A 16,543-nucleotide genomic window follows, 5' to 3' on the forward strand; every position below is an offset into this window, starting at 1 on the left:
TGGCCCTTACGTGCCGAAACTGTTGGCAAGTGTTCCCATGACTAATCCCCAACCATCAACTAATACAAACAACATAATCTTGAATGGTAAAGAAACAATCATCGGCGATAACATCATCATACCCATCGCCATCAAAATACTCGCAACCACTAAATCGAGCACCAAAAATGGCACAAACAACATAAAGCCAATTTGAAAAGCAGTTTTTAATTCGCTGGTGATAAAAGCAGGTACCAGAACACTCATAGGCACTTGCTCTGGAGATGAGATATTGGTGTAACCAGAAATTTCAATAAAGGTTTCTAAGTCTGTGGTTCTGACTTGAGACAGCATAAATGCCCTAAGTGGCTCTTTGCCTACCTCATACGCTTGCTGCATCGTCAGTGATTCATTGATATATGGCTCAACCGCTTGGTCGTAAATTTTGTCGAAGACTGGCGCCATGATAAAAAATGTCATGAACATGCTCATACCAATCAACACTTGGTTTGAAGGGGTTTGCTGTAATCCAAGCGCTTGACGCAAAATAGAAAGCACGACAATGATACGGGTAAATGAAGTCAGCATGATGACCATGGCTGGAATAAAGCTCATCGCCGTCATCAATAACAAAATCTGCATTGTTACTGAATATTCAGTGCTACCATCGGCCCCTGTTGTGACTGTGACGGCTTTTAAAATACCGTCTTCTGCAAAGCTATAAGGGGTGAAAAATAATGCCGTCAATAATGTCAGAACAATCCACTTTTTCATTATCGTTATTCCTTGGAAGCTGACTTAGCTTGCTCTTTGGCTTGCTTTAAACGGCTTGCAAATGAAGTGGTTTCAACTTGTACTGCGCTGTCTAATTTTTCAATCAGATTCACTTGCTGCGCGGTCACGCCGAGTAAATATTGTTGGCCTTCTAGCTCAACAAGCACCAGTTTTTCTTTTGCCCTAACGGCGTCATTGCAACGGTTTTTATGACACCTTGGTTAGATTGAACGAGGTTTAGCTTTTTAACGATGTATGCCAGAACAAAAATGATCGCAATCACTAATATCAGGCCCCCCATCATACTGGATAAGGCTGCAATATTTGATGTTTCCGCCCCCCGAGTAGCCACCACGGGTGACGCAGCCTCATTGACAGCAGAACTCGCAATGGCGAACAAACTAACAGCATTTAACACAAATAAATCCTTTACTAATTGATGGGTGTTTTATCTCTATTTTACTTAAGCTTTTTGATCCGTTCAGTTTGGCTGATCACATCTGTTAGGCGAATACCAAATTTATCATTCACCACAACCACTTCACCATGGGCAATCAAGGTACCATTAACCATAACATCTAATGGTTCACCCGCCACCCTATCAAGCTCAACAACTGAGCCTTGGTTAAGTTGCAGTAAATTACGAATACTAATAAAGCTTCGCCCTACCTCCATCGAGATGGTGACAGGAATGTCCATGATGCTATCAAGTTTTTCTGCTTCTTCTTTTGAAATAGGCGCAGATTCATCAACTAACTCATCAAGCTCGACTTGTTCAGCAACATTTGCTTCTTCAAGAGCTTGCTCTGCCATCGCTGCTGCCCAATCATCAGTATCATCACTCATTACTTCACCTTATAATTCTGAAATATCACGCGCTTTACCTTTCTTACGCGTAATTAATTGTAGTTCCGATTTAGCGGTTTCTGGTCGAGGTATTTTCTCGCTGATTTTTAACGCTAAGTTATCTCTAGATTTACCTAATTTACATCGATAAGTCGGTAAATCTTCGATTCGCATCATGATGTGTTCTGGTAATTCAATCGGTATCACATCACCAGCTTTAAACTCCATGACATCTCTAAGAGTCACTTCATGTTCAATAATATTGGCATCGATTCCAACCTGCACGTCCATGATTTCATCACGTAATGCTTGGCCCCAGCGCATGTCGGTATCTTGTTTATCACTTTGAACACCCGCATCTAATAATTCTCGAATCGGCTCAATCATTGAATACGGCATCGTGATATGAAAATCACCACCGCCGCCATCCACTTCAATGTGGAATGAGTTAATCACCACAACTTCAGTTGGGCTAACAATATTCGCCATTGCAGGGTTAACTTCAGAGTCAAGGTACTCAAATTCGACATCCATCACTGGCGCCCAAGCATCCTTGTAGTCTTCAAAAATAATTTTCAGTAATAGTTGTACAATGCGACGCTCGGTCGGGGTAAATTCACGTCCCTCAATCTTGGCGTGGAAACGTCCATCACCACCAAAGAAGTTATCAACGAGAATAAATACCAGACGTGCTTCCATCGTGATAAGTGCAGTCCCTTTTAGCGGACTGAAACGCACCATATTTAAACTTGTTGGCACAAATAACGTATGCACGTATTCGCCGAACTTGAGCATTTGTACGCCATTAATCGAGACTTCGGCTGCACGGCGCATCATATTAAACATGCTAATGCGAAGATGACGAGCAAAACGTTCGTTTACAATTTCCAGCGTCGGCATTCGCCCACGCACAATTCTATCTTGAGATGAGAAGTCATATACCCGAGTATCGTCATTCTCATTAATGTCATCTTCATCGACATCATCAACACCATGGAGTAGCGCATCAATTTCGTCTTGGCTTAATAAATCACTCACGTCATCACCTTGGCTTTTTCACTGGCGTTATTGCATTACGAAGCCAGTAAATAGTACTTTTTCGACTATTTTTCGACCCGCTACAGGTTGCAATGTATTTTGCACGTTTAGTAAGGCCATTTGTCTTAACTCGTCTTTTCCAGCTTGAGTACTGAGCTTTTGAACATCAGCAGCACTAAATGTTGTCAGTAACGCATCTTCAATTAAAGGAATATGCATTTTAGCTGTTTGACCATCGTCGCCACGTACCATTAGTTGAACTTTAATTTCAACTAACCTTGCTCTATCGACTCCTGGTAAATTAAACAAAAACGGCCTAGGCATACCGACGTAGTTCGCTTTACCTTTGGTTGAATCATCTTCCACCACTTCACTTGTTGCTGCTGTGCCCGGTGTCGTTGAAGCAGACTCTTCATCTCCAACTAAAAAGAACATTGCAGCACCTGCGATAACCGCAAGCAACACCACACCTATCACAATAAAAATGATGAGCTTCTTTTTACTTTTAGGTTGGTTCTCTGTGGTTAACTCTAAAGACTCTTCTTCAGCCATAATTCATTCCATTTATTTATTGCGCTGCCAGTAAAATTATTAACATTCGCTATAGCGCACCAACAGTCTTAACTTGTTGGCTATAGATTACCGACTTAGGCGTAATAATCTATAGCAGAATTGCTACTCAGTGAATGTTTTGCTGCAATGTCGAGTTCTTGTGCTGATATTTCATCCAACATCGCATCACCATTGCTGTTTTGTTCATCATATTCAGATTTCGACTCGTTATCACCATCTTGAGAAACATGACTATCAGCAAGTTGAAGTCCTTCTTCAGCTAACATTTCGCGTAACTTAGGAATCGCTTGTTCGACGAGATCTCTTGTTTGTGATTGTGCGACTTGGAACTGTACTTGAGTTTGCTCACCGTGAACTTGAACTCTCACGACCATATGGCCGAGCTCGGCAGGATCAAGTCGAATTTCAGCATGTTGAACGCCTTGTCCAACCATAGTGATTAATTGCTGCTTCATCACTGGAGCAAATTTTTGAATCATATCTTGCATGTTCACCGCAGCTTCAGCCCCTTGGCGTAAAGATAGCTGGAATTGTGGGACATCACTTTTATGTTGCGCCGTAAAGCTGCTTTGATTTTGTAATGCTTTTACTTCAGTTGACTCTGGTGTTAACTCAGACGTTGCTGCGCTAGCAGCTGAACTGGCCAACACTGCATTTTTAGCTATTTGTTTATCCATTGACACAGTTAACTCAGCTTTGGACAAATTGATTTGAGGCACCTCTTTAGAGGATGACTTCGTCTCTGCTTGGCTTGCTTCGCCTATTATCGTGCCTTTTTCGGCATTGAGATTCGCCTCTGCAGTATTTTTACTGGCTTGCATTTCAAGTGTCGTATTAACCACTGACTGAGGATTCACTAATGATGCATTATTTGTTTGATTGGTATTAGCTTGCGTATTGGACGCTAAATTAGCGACGTTTTTAACTGAGTCACTGTCAGCCGCACCTTCATTAGCATTTGCAAGCACAGCTTGCTTATCTGTCAGAGCCATTAAAGGCAAAGCTTGTTCACCGCTTAGCTGATGCTGACGATTGAAATCAGCAATCAATTGATTAAGCTGCGCTGGCGTGAGGCTCGCTAACTTCTCGCTATCCATTGATGAAAACTCACTTAACTGAGTGAGCTGTTCAGCCGTCAACGATGATAGAAAAGCGTTGACGGTTTCATCAACCTCAGTCTCAAGTTGTTCATCAGAGTTGATTGTCTGAGTATTTGCCAATAATTCAGAATCCAGCATATCAGAATCTATTGCTGAGCCTTCGTCCGCTAAAAGTTCTTCATCTAACGGCAATTCTTTGCCACTTGGATCTGAAGGCCCGGCTTTATCAAAATTTTCAGACATGCCAATTTGCGCAAAAATTAACTCTACATCAGCCTCTTCAATTGCGACATCAGACTGCTCTTCTACATTTGTCTCGCTACTTTTTGCCAACTTGGTCTTTTCAACATCCATTTGTGACGCTTGGTTAAAAACAGATAGAAAAGATTGATTATCAGCACCTTGCGATTTATCTGAACCAGTAACACTTGCAACTTTACCACTATTGCCTAATAAAATATTACTCATCTGCTGCATAACCAACTCCAAATCACTCCCCTAATCGAAACCATTAACAAGGTCATTTCTGGGGTTTATCCATTGTCACAAAGCTGACACTTTGCGAAGTTAATACAAGTAACAAGCAAATTAAATGCCAAACTTTTATCTTTGTAAAAAGTTGCAAATGGGTAAGACTAATGACAGTAAACAGTGAAATGAAACTAATGATGAATTGATAAAAATAATAAAAAGACCTTAGCGAGATTTCTTGCGGATAAACTGCTGCATAGCAAATTCATCTGATGCTTTTTGTTCCTTTTTATTGGCAAGCTGTTGAGCTTTTTGGGCGTTTTTTTCAAGTAACAATTCAACAGCTTTGCGCTTTTGTTGTTTCTCTTGCCAGTGAACCTGACGATAACCCGTTTGTTTCTCAGCCTCTTTTACCGCATTAACTTGTTGTAATAAGGCTTGATCGACTTGCTTTATAAATTCATGAAAAGAATGATACTGGCTTGCGCTGAGGGTTTTTCCTTGGTTTTCGCCCATTTGTTTCATGTATTCAAGCCGATAATTATTAAGCGCATCAAGTTGGCTTTGATGTTTTTGTTGTTCAAGCTGAGCAGACTTGAGCTGAAGCGCAGCTTGCTCTTCAGCTTCTTTGTTCAACTTTAATACGGTTAACAAGGGATCAGTTCGGCGCATTATTTACATTGAGCAGCAATCTGCCCAACCATAGTTTGACTATCATCAAAAGTAATTACATCTTTAAAGCCTTGCCTTAAAAAGGCATTCATAGCCGGTTGTAGGCGAATCGCATTATCAATTCGAGGATCACTCCCTTGGGAATAAGCACCTATCGAAATAAGATCTCTGTTTTGCTGATACAAGGAATACATTTGTTTAACCAGTCGCATCGACTCAAGGTGTTCTGCTGAAATAACCATAGGCGCAACACGACTAATAGATTGTTCAATATCTATTGCAGGGTAATGCCCTGAATCTGCAAGAGTCCTTGATAACACAATATGGCCATCTAAAATCGCTCGAGACGCATCTGCAATGGGATCTTGTTGATCATCACCTTCGGTTAATACCGTATAAAACGCAGTAATAGAACCTTGCCCCGGTCCACCATTACCGGCTCGTTCCACTAAACGTGGCAGCTTGGCAAATACTGAAGGCGGATAACCTTTGGTTGCTGGCGGCTCCCCGACAGCAAGGGCAACTTCACGTTGCGCTTGAGCATATCGAGTTAAACTGTCCATTAATAACAAGACGTTATAGCCGAGATCTCTAAAGTATTCAGCTATTCGTGTAGACGTTTCACACGCTCGAAGTCGCATTAACGGTGAAGTATCTGCTGGCGCGGCGATAACGACCGAACGAGCTCGACCTTCAGGGCCCAAAATTTCTTCAATAAATTCTTTTACTTCTCGACCACGCTCTCCCACTAAGCCAACAACAATAATATCTGCCGTAGTCCCCCGGGTCATCATGCCAAGTAGCACACTTTTACCGACACCAGAACCAGCAAATAATCCCATACGCTGACCTTTACCTACGGTTAGCATGGCATTAATCGCTCTGACTCCCACATCCAAGGGTTCTGAAATAGCCCGTCGAGAAAGCGGGTTAATCGGTGGTGCATGTCTTGATGCTTGCTGTTCAGTGTTTAATGGGCCTAAACCATCCAACGGTGCCCCACTACCATCAAGCACGCGCCCTAATAAACTTAAACCGACATTTAACCCAGATTGCTCCCCCAAAGGTTGAACTCTTGCTCCTGGTAACACACCTCTTAATTCTTCTACCGGCATCAAATACAAGAGCTCATCATCAAATCCAACCACTTCAGCAATTAGCTCACCAGCCATAGTTTCAATTGAACATAAACTACCGACAGGTGCACGACAGCCCGTTGCCTCTAGCGTTAACCCTACAACACGCACCAATTGCCCACTTGCAACAGGGCGCAAAGGACTGACTTTTTGGCTTTGTATTTTAAGTTTATTCAGTAGCTGATGTTGACGGCTTTGCATCGTCGATATCCTCAGCAGTTACAGAAGTGTCAGGAGCTTGACTCGCTTCCTCTACAGGCGCGTCCGATGCTGCTAGATTGGCTATTTCAGGGGACTGTTGGTTTGGCGACAATGCAGCGTCAGGCTCATTCTCATCTGCAATCGTTGTTTCTGATTCATTTCGAACTGGTGAAGATGTCGTCATTGAATCCAAATCTCTTGCTGGTAGTTCATCGACAATATCAGTTTGATAAAGGTTGGAATCCGATTTCACCGTTTGAACATTATGTTGAATACCTTGTGCTTGCTCTTGAAGCTGAGAGAGCACCTGCTTCATTCTCTCTTCAACTCGCAAGTCCACGCTTGAACGTAAGCTATTAATAATACAGTCACCGGAATTCAGAGAAGGATCGGCATCGATTTCCCAATGGTTTTTTGCTAACTGAGCATCACTGTACATTTTGGTGACTAAGGTGGCGTCGTCAGGATGTAATCGAAGTTTTACTTGCTGTTCTTTAATAGGCAGTGAGTCAACACCTTGGCGTAACACAGATAAAATATGTTCTGGATGAGTTTTTAGCTCATGGCCCACAATGGATTTTGCCAGATTAATAGCAAGGGTGAGCATTTCTGACTCAATTTCAGCGTCGAGAATCATTAACGGTTGCTCAAACTGTTGCACAATGCCTGTTAAGCGCTCCAACATCTCATGCGCTTTATTCAATCCCTCTTCATAGCCTTGTTGCTCGCCTTGGCTAAATCCTTCTGAGTGACCTTGTTCTAACCCTGCTAATTTCCCTTGCTCAAGCCCTTGGTTATACCCATCAGCTTTGCCTTGTTCAAACCCTTCTTGCTCTGCCTCTGCTCGAATTTGCTCAATCTCAGCCATGGTTGGCGGTAATAACGGTTTGTCATCCGCTTGCGGTGGCGGATTATTGGCACCTAAGTGACCAAATAAGTTTGACGGAGCATCAGCTTGAGATTCAGTCACATCAGGTAATTGCCAGTGACTAAAATCATGTTCTTCATTTTCAAGCGGTTTGTTGGTTTTAGCGTCCGTCATCTTAATGGCCTAATTGACTGCAAAAATACTGGTTAAGTCGGTGATGTCACTCACTCGTTTAGCACAAGTGATTATAAGAACTCTTCTCCACCACCGCCGCCAAGCATAATTTCACCACTATCACTCAAGCGTCGTGCAATTGCGAGAATTTCTTTTTGAGCCACTTCCACTTCACTGATCCTAATCGGTCCCATAGCCTCAAGATCGTCACGTAGTAACTCACCTGCACGCTTAGACATATTACCCACGATTTTATCAGATAACTGGTCATCGGCCCCTTTCAAGGCTTTCATAAGTACATCTTGTTGTACTTCTCTGAGCAAGACTTGAATGCCACGGTCATCAACGTCAATCAAGTTTTCAAATACAAACATTAAGTCTTGGATCTGTTGTGCCATTTCCTCATCAGATTCACGCATGGTTTCCATAATCTGACTTTCTACGCCGGTATCAAGGAAGTTCATAATATTCGCAGCTGCTTTTAAGCCACCCATTTTAGCTGCTTGTGCGCCGCCTTGGCCTGCAAACTGTTTCTCCATGATGTCATTTAACTCTTGCAGTGCAGCAGGTTGCACTTCTTCCAAGTTAGCAATACGCATCATTAAATCTAAGCGGGTGTTTTCTGGGAACTGACTAAAAATTTCAGCCGCTTGATCGGGCTCTAAATAAGATAAAACAATAGTTTGGATTTGCGGATGCTCGTTCTGAATAATGGTGGCAACCTGACGTGCATCCATCCATTTCAAAGAATCCAAACCTTTGGCACCACTGCCCATGATAATTTGTTCAATCAAATTACCCGCTTTATCTTCACCAAGTGCCGCTGTTAATGCTTTTCTGACAAATTCTTCACTATTAAAGCCAATAGATGAGAATTTTTGGATTTCTTCAAGAAATAACTTATGAACGCCAATGACTTTTTCTTGGCCAAACTCTTCCATAGCAGCCATTGCCATACCGACTTTCTGGACTTGCTTAGGTTCAAGGTGCTTTAAAATCGAAGCTGCATCAGCTTCGCTTAGGCTTAACAGCAAAATAGCCGTTTTCTCGATACCCGTTAAGTCATCAGGGTTAAACCCTTTAGTTGCCTCTGCAACTGCTACGTCATCATTTGCCATCTTCTTGTAACCAACTCTTAATTACTTGGGTAGAAAGTTCAGGTTCATTAGCCACTAATGCCCTAATCGACTTGATCATATCATCATCTTTGTGCAGGTTCGGAATTTGAATCGAACCGTCATCAGCATAACTGTAATCAGCTTGCTGAGTATTTAACATGCCTAATGTGTCTGCAGCGTACTGATCTTCAATTTCAGCAAGCTCATGGCCCAAACGTGTTTCTTCAGGCATCTCAACTTCGTTAGATTTCAATAACCTGTTTAGCATTGGACGAATAACAAATAATATCAGAACTAGCACTAATAATGCGCCTAGTATTAGCCTTACCGCTCGCCAAAACCATGGTTGCTCCCACATTTCTAGCGCTGGCAATTCTTCAATTAGTTGGTCCATAAATGGAACGGTTACTACCTCCAACGTATCACCACGTTGACTGGTAAACCCCATCGCCCCTTCTAATAAACGTCGGATATTAGTCAGCTCTTGTTCGGTTCTAGGTACTCTTGTTACCACACCATTTTCATCAACTGGTCCAGGCTTGTAGTCGATGGCGACCGATACACTTAACCTTCTAACCACACCAACTTGCTGACGAGTATGGCTAATAGTGGTATCAAGCTCAAAGTTACGAGTTGCTTCACGGAAACTGTCTCCAGTAGCCGCTGTGGCTTCAGATTCACCCACTTCTTGTGGAATATCAGACTCCATAGGTGGTTGGTTTGATAATGCACCTGGAATACCACCCATTGCCTGACCCGATGAATTACGCTCAATGGTCATTTCGCTGCGTACTGCTGGTAAATCAGGAGAAAAACGTTTTGCTGTTTGCTCAACGGCAGTGAAGTCCATATTGACATCCACTTGCGAGGTAAAGTTTTCAGGGCCTAAAATCGGCATTAAAATAGAATCAACCTTATTACGGTATTCAGATTCTTTTTGTTGAACTAACTCTTGTTCACGGCGAGCTCTTGCTGAAGCGCCATCTTGGCTTCCAGAGTTAAGTAAACGGCCATTAGAGTCAGTCACTGTGACTCGAGTAGGCTCTAAACCCTGAACAGCAGAAGCGACAATATCAACAATGGAATCAATTTCTTCTTGGCCTAAGCTGCCACGGCGCACGTTAACGACTACGGTTGCGCTAGGTTTAGATTTGTTTCTGGCAAATACATTTTCTTTTGGTAACGCTAGAATCACTTTGGCACGAGTAACACTTTTAAGCTCTTCAATTGCACGAGCTAAATTGACTTCTTGGCTTTGTTTTAATCTCGCCTGCTCCATGCGTTGACTCACACCAAAGCCGCTATCTTTACTCAAATAATCAGTTGGTTGGCTTGAGGTTTCAACACCTGCACGGCCTAATAGTAATTTTACATCTTGATACTTATCTTCTGGAATACTGACTACATCACCAGAAATTTTATAGGCAATTTTATTTTTATCGAGAACGTCCAGAACCTGGATCATTTCATTGGTTTCCATCTGACCTAGAGGTCTAAACTCAGGCTCTTGCGCCCAAATCATCATGAAAACCGCCAGCACCAAACAGACTGCCAACGCTAATATCATGGTGATTTGACGCATGAAATCAGCACTGCCAAATGAACTCATTAAGCCAGATTTGTTCTCTTGCTGAATCCCTGTGCTATCAACGGTATCTGAATCTAATACGAGATCTGTGCTCACAATAATTACCTACTTTCTAATCTGATAAGAGCCTAAACAGGCATGCTCATAATTTCTTTATAAGCTTCAACAAGCTTGTTTCTTACTTGCACAGTTGCTTCAAATGCCACACCTGACTTTTCACGAGCTATTACGGTATCTGACAGTGTGACTGTCGAATCACCCATTTCTAAACGTGTCGCTAGGTTGGCGGAATTTTTTTGTAAAGCAGTAACACTTCCAACGGCTTGAGAAAGTAACTCTCCAAAATCAGCCCCTGATGTATTACCCACCTTCTGAGTCATATCCGGTTGAATTGGAGAACGAAGATTAGGTGAAATTTCACCACGAAGTGATTGCATTTCTTGTAAAAAAGGATTTCCGCTAACCTGCATTGTAAACTCCTATTCGTCGGATATTTGACGACTAAAAACCAGTTACAATAGATTTAGCAATTAGGATGCCAATAATATAAAAATGCCTATTAACAATAGATATTGGGGGTAAAAAGCAGTGAGTTTGCTCAATGTGTGCGCAGCAATCGTCATTGTAGATAAGAAAACCTAGCGAAAGTGCTAGGTTTTCTGGCTGACGTTAACAACAGATACGTTAACAGGAGAAAATTAAGCCGGCACTTGAATGCCCATATCGCGCATTTTCGCCATTTTATATCGTAAGGTTCTTGCGCTAATTCCCAGCTTTTCAGCTACCGCTTTACGGCTGCCATTACACTGATTTAATGTTTCTAAAATAATCACATGTTCTTGGGCTTTTAATTCTCCCCCTAAGCCATCTGTTTCTGTGCTCGGTTTAGCTTGTTGCTCAGTAGGCTGCAGCGGCACTTCGGCACTATCAAGCACAATATCATTGCTTGTCACCTCTTCACCTGTATGCAATATCAGCGCTCGTTGAATGACATTATCAAGCTCGCGCACATTACCAGGCCAGCGATAAGTCAGCAGCCTTCTACAAGCCACATCATCGATTGTGGGTACTGGTGAAATATTCGCAAGCTTTGCATGTTTCACAATCAAATGACGAGCAAGCGGTAAAATATCAGCAGGTCGCTGATTTAATGCAGGCCAAGTAAGCGGAAACACATTAATGCGATAATATAAGTCTTCTCTAAAGGCTCCTGAAGATGCCATTTCTTTCAAATCACGGTTGGAAGTTGCTAACACTCGAACGTTTAGCGATATCGTTTTACGACCGCCAAGGCGCTCTACTTCCCTTTCTTGCAGCACACGTAAAAGTTTAGCTTGCAGACCAAGCTCCATTTCAGAGATTTCATCTAATAAAATCGTCCCGCCTTGTGCCTGCTCAAATTTACCAGGACACGCCTGATAAGCGCCAGTAAAGGCGCCTTTTTCATAACCAAATAGGGTTGCTTCAAGCATATTCTCAGGTATAGCGGCGCAGTTAATGGCAATAAAAGGCTCATCTGCTCTGGCACTGTTTTGATGAATATATCGTGCAAGCACTTCTTTACCTGAACCGCTCGGCCCCATTATCATCACTGATGCATCGGAACTTGCGACTCGTTGTGCAATTGACAGTAATGCCAAACTTTTGTCATCAGCGACAACAGGTTGATCGAGGTTTTGTTTTAACGGCAAGTAGCGTGACACTTGATTGAGCAGCACCTCTGGCGCAAATGGCTTCGCCAAATAATCCACCGCGCCTAACTTAATGGCACTGACCGCATTATCAATGGTGGCGTAAGCTGTCATTAATAATACTGGAATCTTATTATTATTTTGCTGGAGGTAATTTAATAAGCCGATGCCACCAATGCCATCCATCTGAACATCACTGATTACCAGATCAAAATCATTAGATTTTAACGCTATGATGGCTTCTTCGGCTGAACCAACATCAACACAATCGTAATGAGCTAGCATCAATGTATCCAGTAATGCTTCTCTTAACGATGCATCATCCTCAACGAGTAGTAATTTTGCTTCACCCATGAGAAGTCTCCGTTTGAGTTAAACTTGCCTTAGCATTGACTTGTTCATCAACATTATGCACTGGGAATGAAAGCCTGATAAGGCAACCTTTATCGGGTTGCGATGACACCTGCACCGTGCCGTTATGGTTTCTCACAACGGTTTGCACTACTGCAAGCCCAAGTCCTGTACCTTGGCTTTTTGTAGTAAAAAAGGGTTCAAGTATTTGTTGCTGCATATCAGCAGCTAGCCCTTTACCATTATCAATCACATCAATATTCAGACGATGATCGGTTGAACTGGTTATGATACGTACTTCAGTTGCATTGGCTTCTAAGCTGTTCATCACTAAATTGTTAATCGCTGAACTTAATGCATTGCCATTAGCTAAAATCGCATCACTAGAATGATTAAAATACTGTAATTTACACGACTTGTTTTCAGCAATAGGTTCACAGTTAGCTAACACAGGTTCAATAATTGCTTCAGCCAATAAAGCCTCTGAGACATCATCTTGTTTATTCTTAGCCATTAGCAGCATGTCATTGACTTGTCGCTCAAGTTCATTAAGGCGATCAACTAACTTAGACTGAAAGCGTTTTTTAGCCGTTTCAGCCAACTTAGGGCTGGCTAAATTCGACGCATATAACATTGCAGCAGAAAGCGGAGTTCTGACTTGATGAGCCAATGTCGCGACCATTTTCCCAAGCGCAGATAATCGCTGTAAATGCGATAAATTCTTTTGAAGTAAGCGGGTTTCAGTTAAATCCGTCAGTACAATTAACTGACCAGGCTCCGGTGTTAAAGGGGTAATTGCTAACTTAACTCGACGACCATTTTTAAGAGAAACCTCATGACCATCATCTTCTTGGGGAGAAAAAGCGCGATTAATAATTTCAAACCACTTGGCACCTTGTAAAGGTCTGCCTAATAATTCAGTGGCCACAGGGTTAGCAAGAGTGACAACACCATCCCCATTAATAATCACAACGCCAGATGGCATAGCTTGTAATATATGCGCCATTTGATTTGACATATTAGCCGCCTTTTGCGGAACCGCTCGCTCATTTTGTTCAATAAACTGCTGATTAAAAGGCACCGATGAACTGACTGAGCCAGTTAAGTCAATTTTAGCAGTGCTTTGCTGAACTGAATCGTCATCTATATTAAAGGCATAGTGCTCTGCTGATGCTTGCGCCGTTACTGATTGTTCTGAAACTAGTTGCGCTGAAAACATAGCCACTCCGTCAAAATATTTACTTTTAACAGGCTAATGCATTTGGTATGCCACTTTAATCAAACTTATCAAGAGGCATAAAAAAGCATGCCAAAAGGCATGCTTTAATAGAACATTTTTGCGCGATGATACTAGTCTTTACTCATACCGTATTTACGCATTTTCTCAACGAGTGTCGTTCGGCGAATACCAAGCATTTCTGCAGCCCTTGCAACTACGTTATCTTGCTGCTCAAGTGCTTGACGGATCATATCGATTTCAAGTTCGGCTAATAAATCTTTTAAATTCACGCCTTCAGGAGGTAATTCGCTTGGGAATCGTGTTTCAGGGATTTCGATTGGCTCATCATCACTGAAAATTGAAGCTAAGGCGTCACGCTCTTGTTGCTCCTCACTGATCTCCACGCTGTATTCAGGCACATCAATATAACGATACTTACGTGGTAAGTCATTTACATCGACAAGCCCGCCTGGGAATAAAATGGTTAGCCTTTCAACTAGGTTAGACAGTTCACGTACATTACCAGACCAGTTATGTTCTTTTAATGACTCTATCGCACGTTGGGTAAAACGAATTTTACCGCGACCTTCATTAAACACACGGCTAACTAATTCTTGCAGTAACAGTGGTACGTCATCACGTCGTTCACTTAACGACGGCATTTCAATTGGAAATACGTTTAGTCGATAGTATAAATCTTCACGAAACTCATTCTTATCAATCATGGTTTCAAGATCACGATGAGTCGCAGCAACCACGCGCACATCTGTTGTAATCGTTTTAGAACCACCGACACGTTCAAAGACTTTTTCTTGCAATACACGTAATAGTTTTACTTGCATCTGCAGCGGCATATCGCCAATTTCATCTAGAAATAATGTGCCGTTTTCAGCTAATTCAAAGCGACCTTTACGGGTAGAAATCGCGCCAGTAAAAGAGCCTTTCTCATGGCCAAATAACTCACTTTCTAATAACTCAGGTGGAATAGCACCACAATTGACAGGAATAAACGGTCCATCACGTCGCTCTGACATATAATGAATATTACGAGCAACCACTTCCTTACCTGTACCAGATTGGCCCAGCACTAACACAGTGGCATCAGACGTTGCGACTTGGCTTATTAGGTGACGAACATTGGCAATCCCTTCACTACGACCAACAAGTGATCTAAACAGTTTGGTTTGATTGGCGCTGGTTGGTATTTGAGGTTGCTTAGCTTGACCGTAAATTTGGCAAAAATGAAGCAGCTCAGTGAGCTGAGGATAGTTTATTGGCTCTTCGATTGTACCAAGTACATTCACGCCATTAATCTCTTGCGAACCGATTAATAGAACGGGTTGCCAAGGAATTGAGGATTGCACATCTTTAATGAATTCAGCTGAAACAGATTCAGTGTCGATAACTAAAGCTCTAAAACGAGAGTCACGAGTTAACGGCGCAAGATCATCAGTTGAAATGAGGTGATGTTTTTCATCTAAAAATTCAAAAATACAACAAAGACGAGACACGCGCTCAGAAGGTTCAGCAACAATTAAAATTCGTTGTTCTATTTGCATCATTAAGAAGGCCAAAGCTCTAGTTATTAGTAATTCAGAGTCAAAATTCTTCGTTATCAAAAATCAATAACGCTCACCTGACTTGAATGTAGTTTATCACGCTATATTTCTATGAGTCAGATGACACAATTATAATATAAACATTAACATAGAAGATCGCGAACACATATTTTTTAATCTTTACTTAAATATAGCCAAAACTGCAATAAAGTTTAAACGAATACGCAAAAATAAATACTGTATTATCAGAGCAAGAGAATCAAGCTTGATCAGTCAATATTCTACCATGCTATTGATTTAAGTCACTAACAGCTGTTTTTATATACAACCAATACGATAAGCCAGACTGGAAATGCCATTTATGGACGACAAAGGACGCTCATTTTTACATGTCGAAATACAAAAAAGGCGCCTATGGCGCCCTTTACAATGATATCAAAATTAACTCGCTTCTGACGTCATTTGATGCATCTCAGCAGGGATTGCATCCCAACCTTCTTTAATCGTTCTTAGGATGTTTGTGACATCATCAATGGCTATCACATCATTATTCACGTTTGCCTCTGAAATACGGCGTAACATGAAATCATAAAGATCACTTAAATTGCTTGCAACAGAGTCTTTGACGTCCATATTAAGACTATTATTCAAGCCATTTATGATACCTATTGCTTTGTTAATCGCGACACCTTTAGCCTGTAAATCATGATTTTCAATTGCGTATCGGCTTTGCGCTAATCGTAATAAAGCACCATCGAACATCATTTGAATAATTCGATGTGGAGAAGCAACAGCTATCTCACTGTCGATTGATACCTTTTGGTAAGATTTAATTGATCCTCTCATAGGGTTCACCTTTGCTACTTATTTGAGTCTATAGATTGATAAACATTAATTTGGCGCTGATTTTTCTTTCTAGCCTGAAGTAAAGATTGAATGTGTTTTTGCAATGCTATGACCTTCTGCTCAAACACTTTGCCAATAGAAATCTGTTGTTCTAACATTTTTCTTTCAGTTTCTTCATCTTCAAATTTCAGGTTATCGAGTAAAATTTGACGCTCACCTATAAGTACTAGCAAGTTAGATACCAACTCATCAGAAGATTCATTTTCTGAAGGAGTATTATCAATATTTTTTAGCAATTCTTCTATTTGCAGGTTTTTTTCAGATAGTTGTTTCATATAA

18 protein-coding genes are annotated in these 16,543 nt (G+C 41.6%); all 18 read right to left on the reverse strand.

Annotated features, from left to right (window positions below):
* Positions 1-6: 6 nt before the first annotated feature.
* Positions 7-753, reverse strand: a complete 747-nt coding sequence (gene fliP, locus ACGEDC_RS02060) for a flagellar type III secretion system pore protein FliP (RefSeq protein WP_055025020.1) — start codon at positions 751-753, stop codon at positions 7-9.
* Between the two features lie 5 nt (positions 754-758).
* Complete coding sequence (locus ACGEDC_RS02065; RefSeq protein ID WP_394496139.1) at positions 759-920, reverse strand: flagellar biosynthetic protein FliO; 162 nt, start codon at positions 918-920, stop codon at positions 759-761.
* Positions 905-1,171, reverse strand: a complete 267-nt coding sequence (locus ACGEDC_RS02070; RefSeq protein WP_394496141.1) for a hypothetical protein — start codon at positions 1,169-1,171, stop codon at positions 905-907. The genes ACGEDC_RS02065 and ACGEDC_RS02070 overlap by 16 nt, the downstream gene beginning before the upstream one ends.
* A gap of 41 nt (positions 1,172-1,212) precedes the next feature.
* Positions 1,213-1,599 (reverse strand): flagellar motor switch protein FliN, encoded by a 387-nt coding sequence (fliN, locus tag ACGEDC_RS02075; RefSeq protein WP_055025022.1) that lies wholly within the window; start codon positions 1,597-1,599, stop codon positions 1,213-1,215.
* A gap of 9 nt (positions 1,600-1,608) precedes the next feature.
* A complete protein-coding gene (fliM, locus tag ACGEDC_RS02080) occupies positions 1,609-2,637 on the reverse strand; it encodes a flagellar motor switch protein FliM (protein ID WP_055025023.1) in 1,029 nt (342 codons plus the stop codon).
* A gap of 27 nt (positions 2,638-2,664) precedes the next feature.
* On the reverse strand, positions 2,665-3,189 hold the full coding sequence (gene fliL, locus ACGEDC_RS02085; protein WP_394496144.1) for a flagellar basal body-associated protein FliL: 525 nt from the start codon (positions 3,187-3,189) through the stop codon (positions 2,665-2,667).
* A gap of 95 nt (positions 3,190-3,284) precedes the next feature.
* Positions 3,285-4,787: a flagellar hook-length control protein FliK gene (locus ACGEDC_RS02090; protein WP_394496146.1), complete on the reverse strand. Its 1,503-nt coding sequence runs from the start codon at positions 4,785-4,787 to the stop codon at positions 3,285-3,287.
* A 219-nt stretch (positions 4,788-5,006) separates the two neighbouring features.
* Positions 5,007-5,453, reverse strand: coding sequence for a flagellar export protein FliJ (gene fliJ, locus ACGEDC_RS02095; RefSeq protein ID WP_055025026.1), 447 nt, complete (start codon positions 5,451-5,453; stop codon positions 5,007-5,009).
* Positions 5,453-6,790, reverse strand: a complete 1,338-nt coding sequence (fliI, locus tag ACGEDC_RS02100; protein ID WP_055025027.1) for a flagellar protein export ATPase FliI — start codon at positions 6,788-6,790, stop codon at positions 5,453-5,455. The genes fliJ and fliI overlap by 1 nt, the downstream gene beginning before the upstream one ends.
* Positions 6,759-7,832 carry a flagellar assembly protein FliH gene (gene fliH, locus ACGEDC_RS02105; RefSeq protein ID WP_394496149.1) on the reverse strand — a complete coding sequence of 358 codons (1,074 nt, stop codon included), beginning with the start codon at positions 7,830-7,832 and terminating at the stop codon, positions 6,759-6,761. The genes fliI and fliH overlap by 32 nt, the downstream gene beginning before the upstream one ends.
* A gap of 71 nt (positions 7,833-7,903) precedes the next feature.
* Positions 7,904-8,950, reverse strand: coding sequence for a flagellar motor switch protein FliG (gene fliG, locus ACGEDC_RS02110; protein ID WP_055025029.1), 1,047 nt, complete (start codon positions 8,948-8,950; stop codon positions 7,904-7,906).
* Positions 8,940-10,559 (reverse strand): flagellar basal-body MS-ring/collar protein FliF, encoded by a 1,620-nt coding sequence (gene fliF / locus ACGEDC_RS02115; RefSeq protein ID WP_218919256.1) that lies wholly within the window; start codon positions 10,557-10,559, stop codon positions 8,940-8,942. Before fliF ends, fliG begins: the two co-directional genes overlap by 11 nt.
* A 107-nt stretch (positions 10,560-10,666) precedes the next feature.
* Complete coding sequence (gene fliE, locus ACGEDC_RS02120) at positions 10,667-11,008, reverse strand: flagellar hook-basal body complex protein FliE (RefSeq protein WP_055025031.1); 342 nt, start codon at positions 11,006-11,008, stop codon at positions 10,667-10,669.
* Positions 11,009-11,236: 228 nt separating this feature from the next.
* Positions 11,237-12,583, reverse strand: a complete 1,347-nt coding sequence (locus tag ACGEDC_RS02125; RefSeq protein ID WP_065108531.1) for a sigma-54-dependent transcriptional regulator — start codon at positions 12,581-12,583, stop codon at positions 11,237-11,239.
* On the reverse strand, positions 12,576-13,799 hold the full coding sequence (locus ACGEDC_RS02130) for a sensor histidine kinase (RefSeq protein ID WP_394496153.1): 1,224 nt from the start codon (positions 13,797-13,799) through the stop codon (positions 12,576-12,578). Before ACGEDC_RS02130 ends, ACGEDC_RS02125 begins: the two co-directional genes overlap by 8 nt.
* Positions 13,800-13,930: 131 nt before the next feature.
* The gene (locus tag ACGEDC_RS02135) at positions 13,931-15,361 is read right to left on the reverse strand and encodes a sigma-54 dependent transcriptional regulator (protein WP_055025033.1); all 1,431 of its coding nucleotides are present in this window, start codon (positions 15,359-15,361) and stop codon (positions 13,931-13,933) included.
* A 438-nt stretch (positions 15,362-15,799) separates the two neighbouring features.
* Positions 15,800-16,204 (reverse strand): flagellar export chaperone FliS, encoded by a 405-nt coding sequence (gene fliS / locus ACGEDC_RS02140; protein ID WP_055025034.1) that lies wholly within the window; start codon positions 16,202-16,204, stop codon positions 15,800-15,802.
* Between the two features lie 14 nt (positions 16,205-16,218).
* Positions 16,219-16,539: a hypothetical protein gene (locus ACGEDC_RS02145; protein ID WP_055025035.1), complete on the reverse strand. Its 321-nt coding sequence runs from the start codon at positions 16,537-16,539 to the stop codon at positions 16,219-16,221.
* Positions 16,540-16,543 lie beyond the last annotated feature (4 nt).

This window comes from Shewanella sp. ENK2 (assembly GCF_043568515.1).
Lineage (GTDB): Bacteria > Pseudomonadota > Gammaproteobacteria > Enterobacterales > Shewanellaceae > Shewanella > Shewanella japonica.

Coding starts and splice junctions, on each gene's coding strand:
- ACGEDC_RS02135 (WP_055025033.1), bottom strand. CDS start 15,361: ATGATGCAAATAGAACAACGAATTTTAATTGTTGCTGAACCTTCTGAG.
- fliL (WP_394496144.1), bottom strand. CDS start 3,189: ATGGCTGAAGAAGAGTCTTTAGAGTTAACCACAGAGAACCAACCTAAA.
- fliS (WP_055025034.1), bottom strand. CDS start 16,204: ATGAGAGGATCAATTAAATCTTACCAAAAGGTATCAATCGACAGTGAG.
- ACGEDC_RS02090 (WP_394496146.1), bottom strand. CDS start 4,787: ATGCAGCAGATGAGTAATATTTTATTAGGCAATAGTGGTAAAGTTGCA.
- fliP (WP_055025020.1), bottom strand. CDS start 753: ATGAAAAAGTGGATTGTTCTGACATTATTGACGGCATTATTTTTCACC.
- ACGEDC_RS02125 (WP_065108531.1), bottom strand. CDS start 12,583: ATGGGTGAAGCAAAATTACTACTCGTTGAGGATGATGCATCGTTAAGA.
- fliF (WP_218919256.1), bottom strand. CDS start 10,559: ATGAGTTCATTTGGCAGTGCTGATTTCATGCGTCAAATCACCATGATA.
- fliE (WP_055025031.1), bottom strand. CDS start 11,008: ATGCAGGTTAGCGGAAATCCTTTTTTACAAGAAATGCAATCACTTCGT.
- fliN (WP_055025022.1), bottom strand. CDS start 1,599: ATGAGTGATGATACTGATGATTGGGCAGCAGCGATGGCAGAGCAAGCT.
- ACGEDC_RS02130 (WP_394496153.1), bottom strand. CDS start 13,799: ATGTTTTCAGCGCAACTAGTTTCAGAACAATCAGTAACGGCGCAAGCA.
- fliI (WP_055025027.1), bottom strand. CDS start 6,790: ATGCAAAGCCGTCAACATCAGCTACTGAATAAACTTAAAATACAAAGC.
- fliH (WP_394496149.1), bottom strand. CDS start 7,832: ATGACGGACGCTAAAACCAACAAACCGCTTGAAAATGAAGAACATGAT.
- fliJ (WP_055025026.1), bottom strand. CDS start 5,453: ATGCGCCGAACTGATCCCTTGTTAACCGTATTAAAGTTGAACAAAGAA.
- fliG (WP_055025029.1), bottom strand. CDS start 8,950: ATGGCAAATGATGACGTAGCAGTTGCAGAGGCAACTAAAGGGTTTAAC.
- ACGEDC_RS02145 (WP_055025035.1), bottom strand. CDS start 16,539: ATGAAACAACTATCTGAAAAAAACCTGCAAATAGAAGAATTGCTAAAA.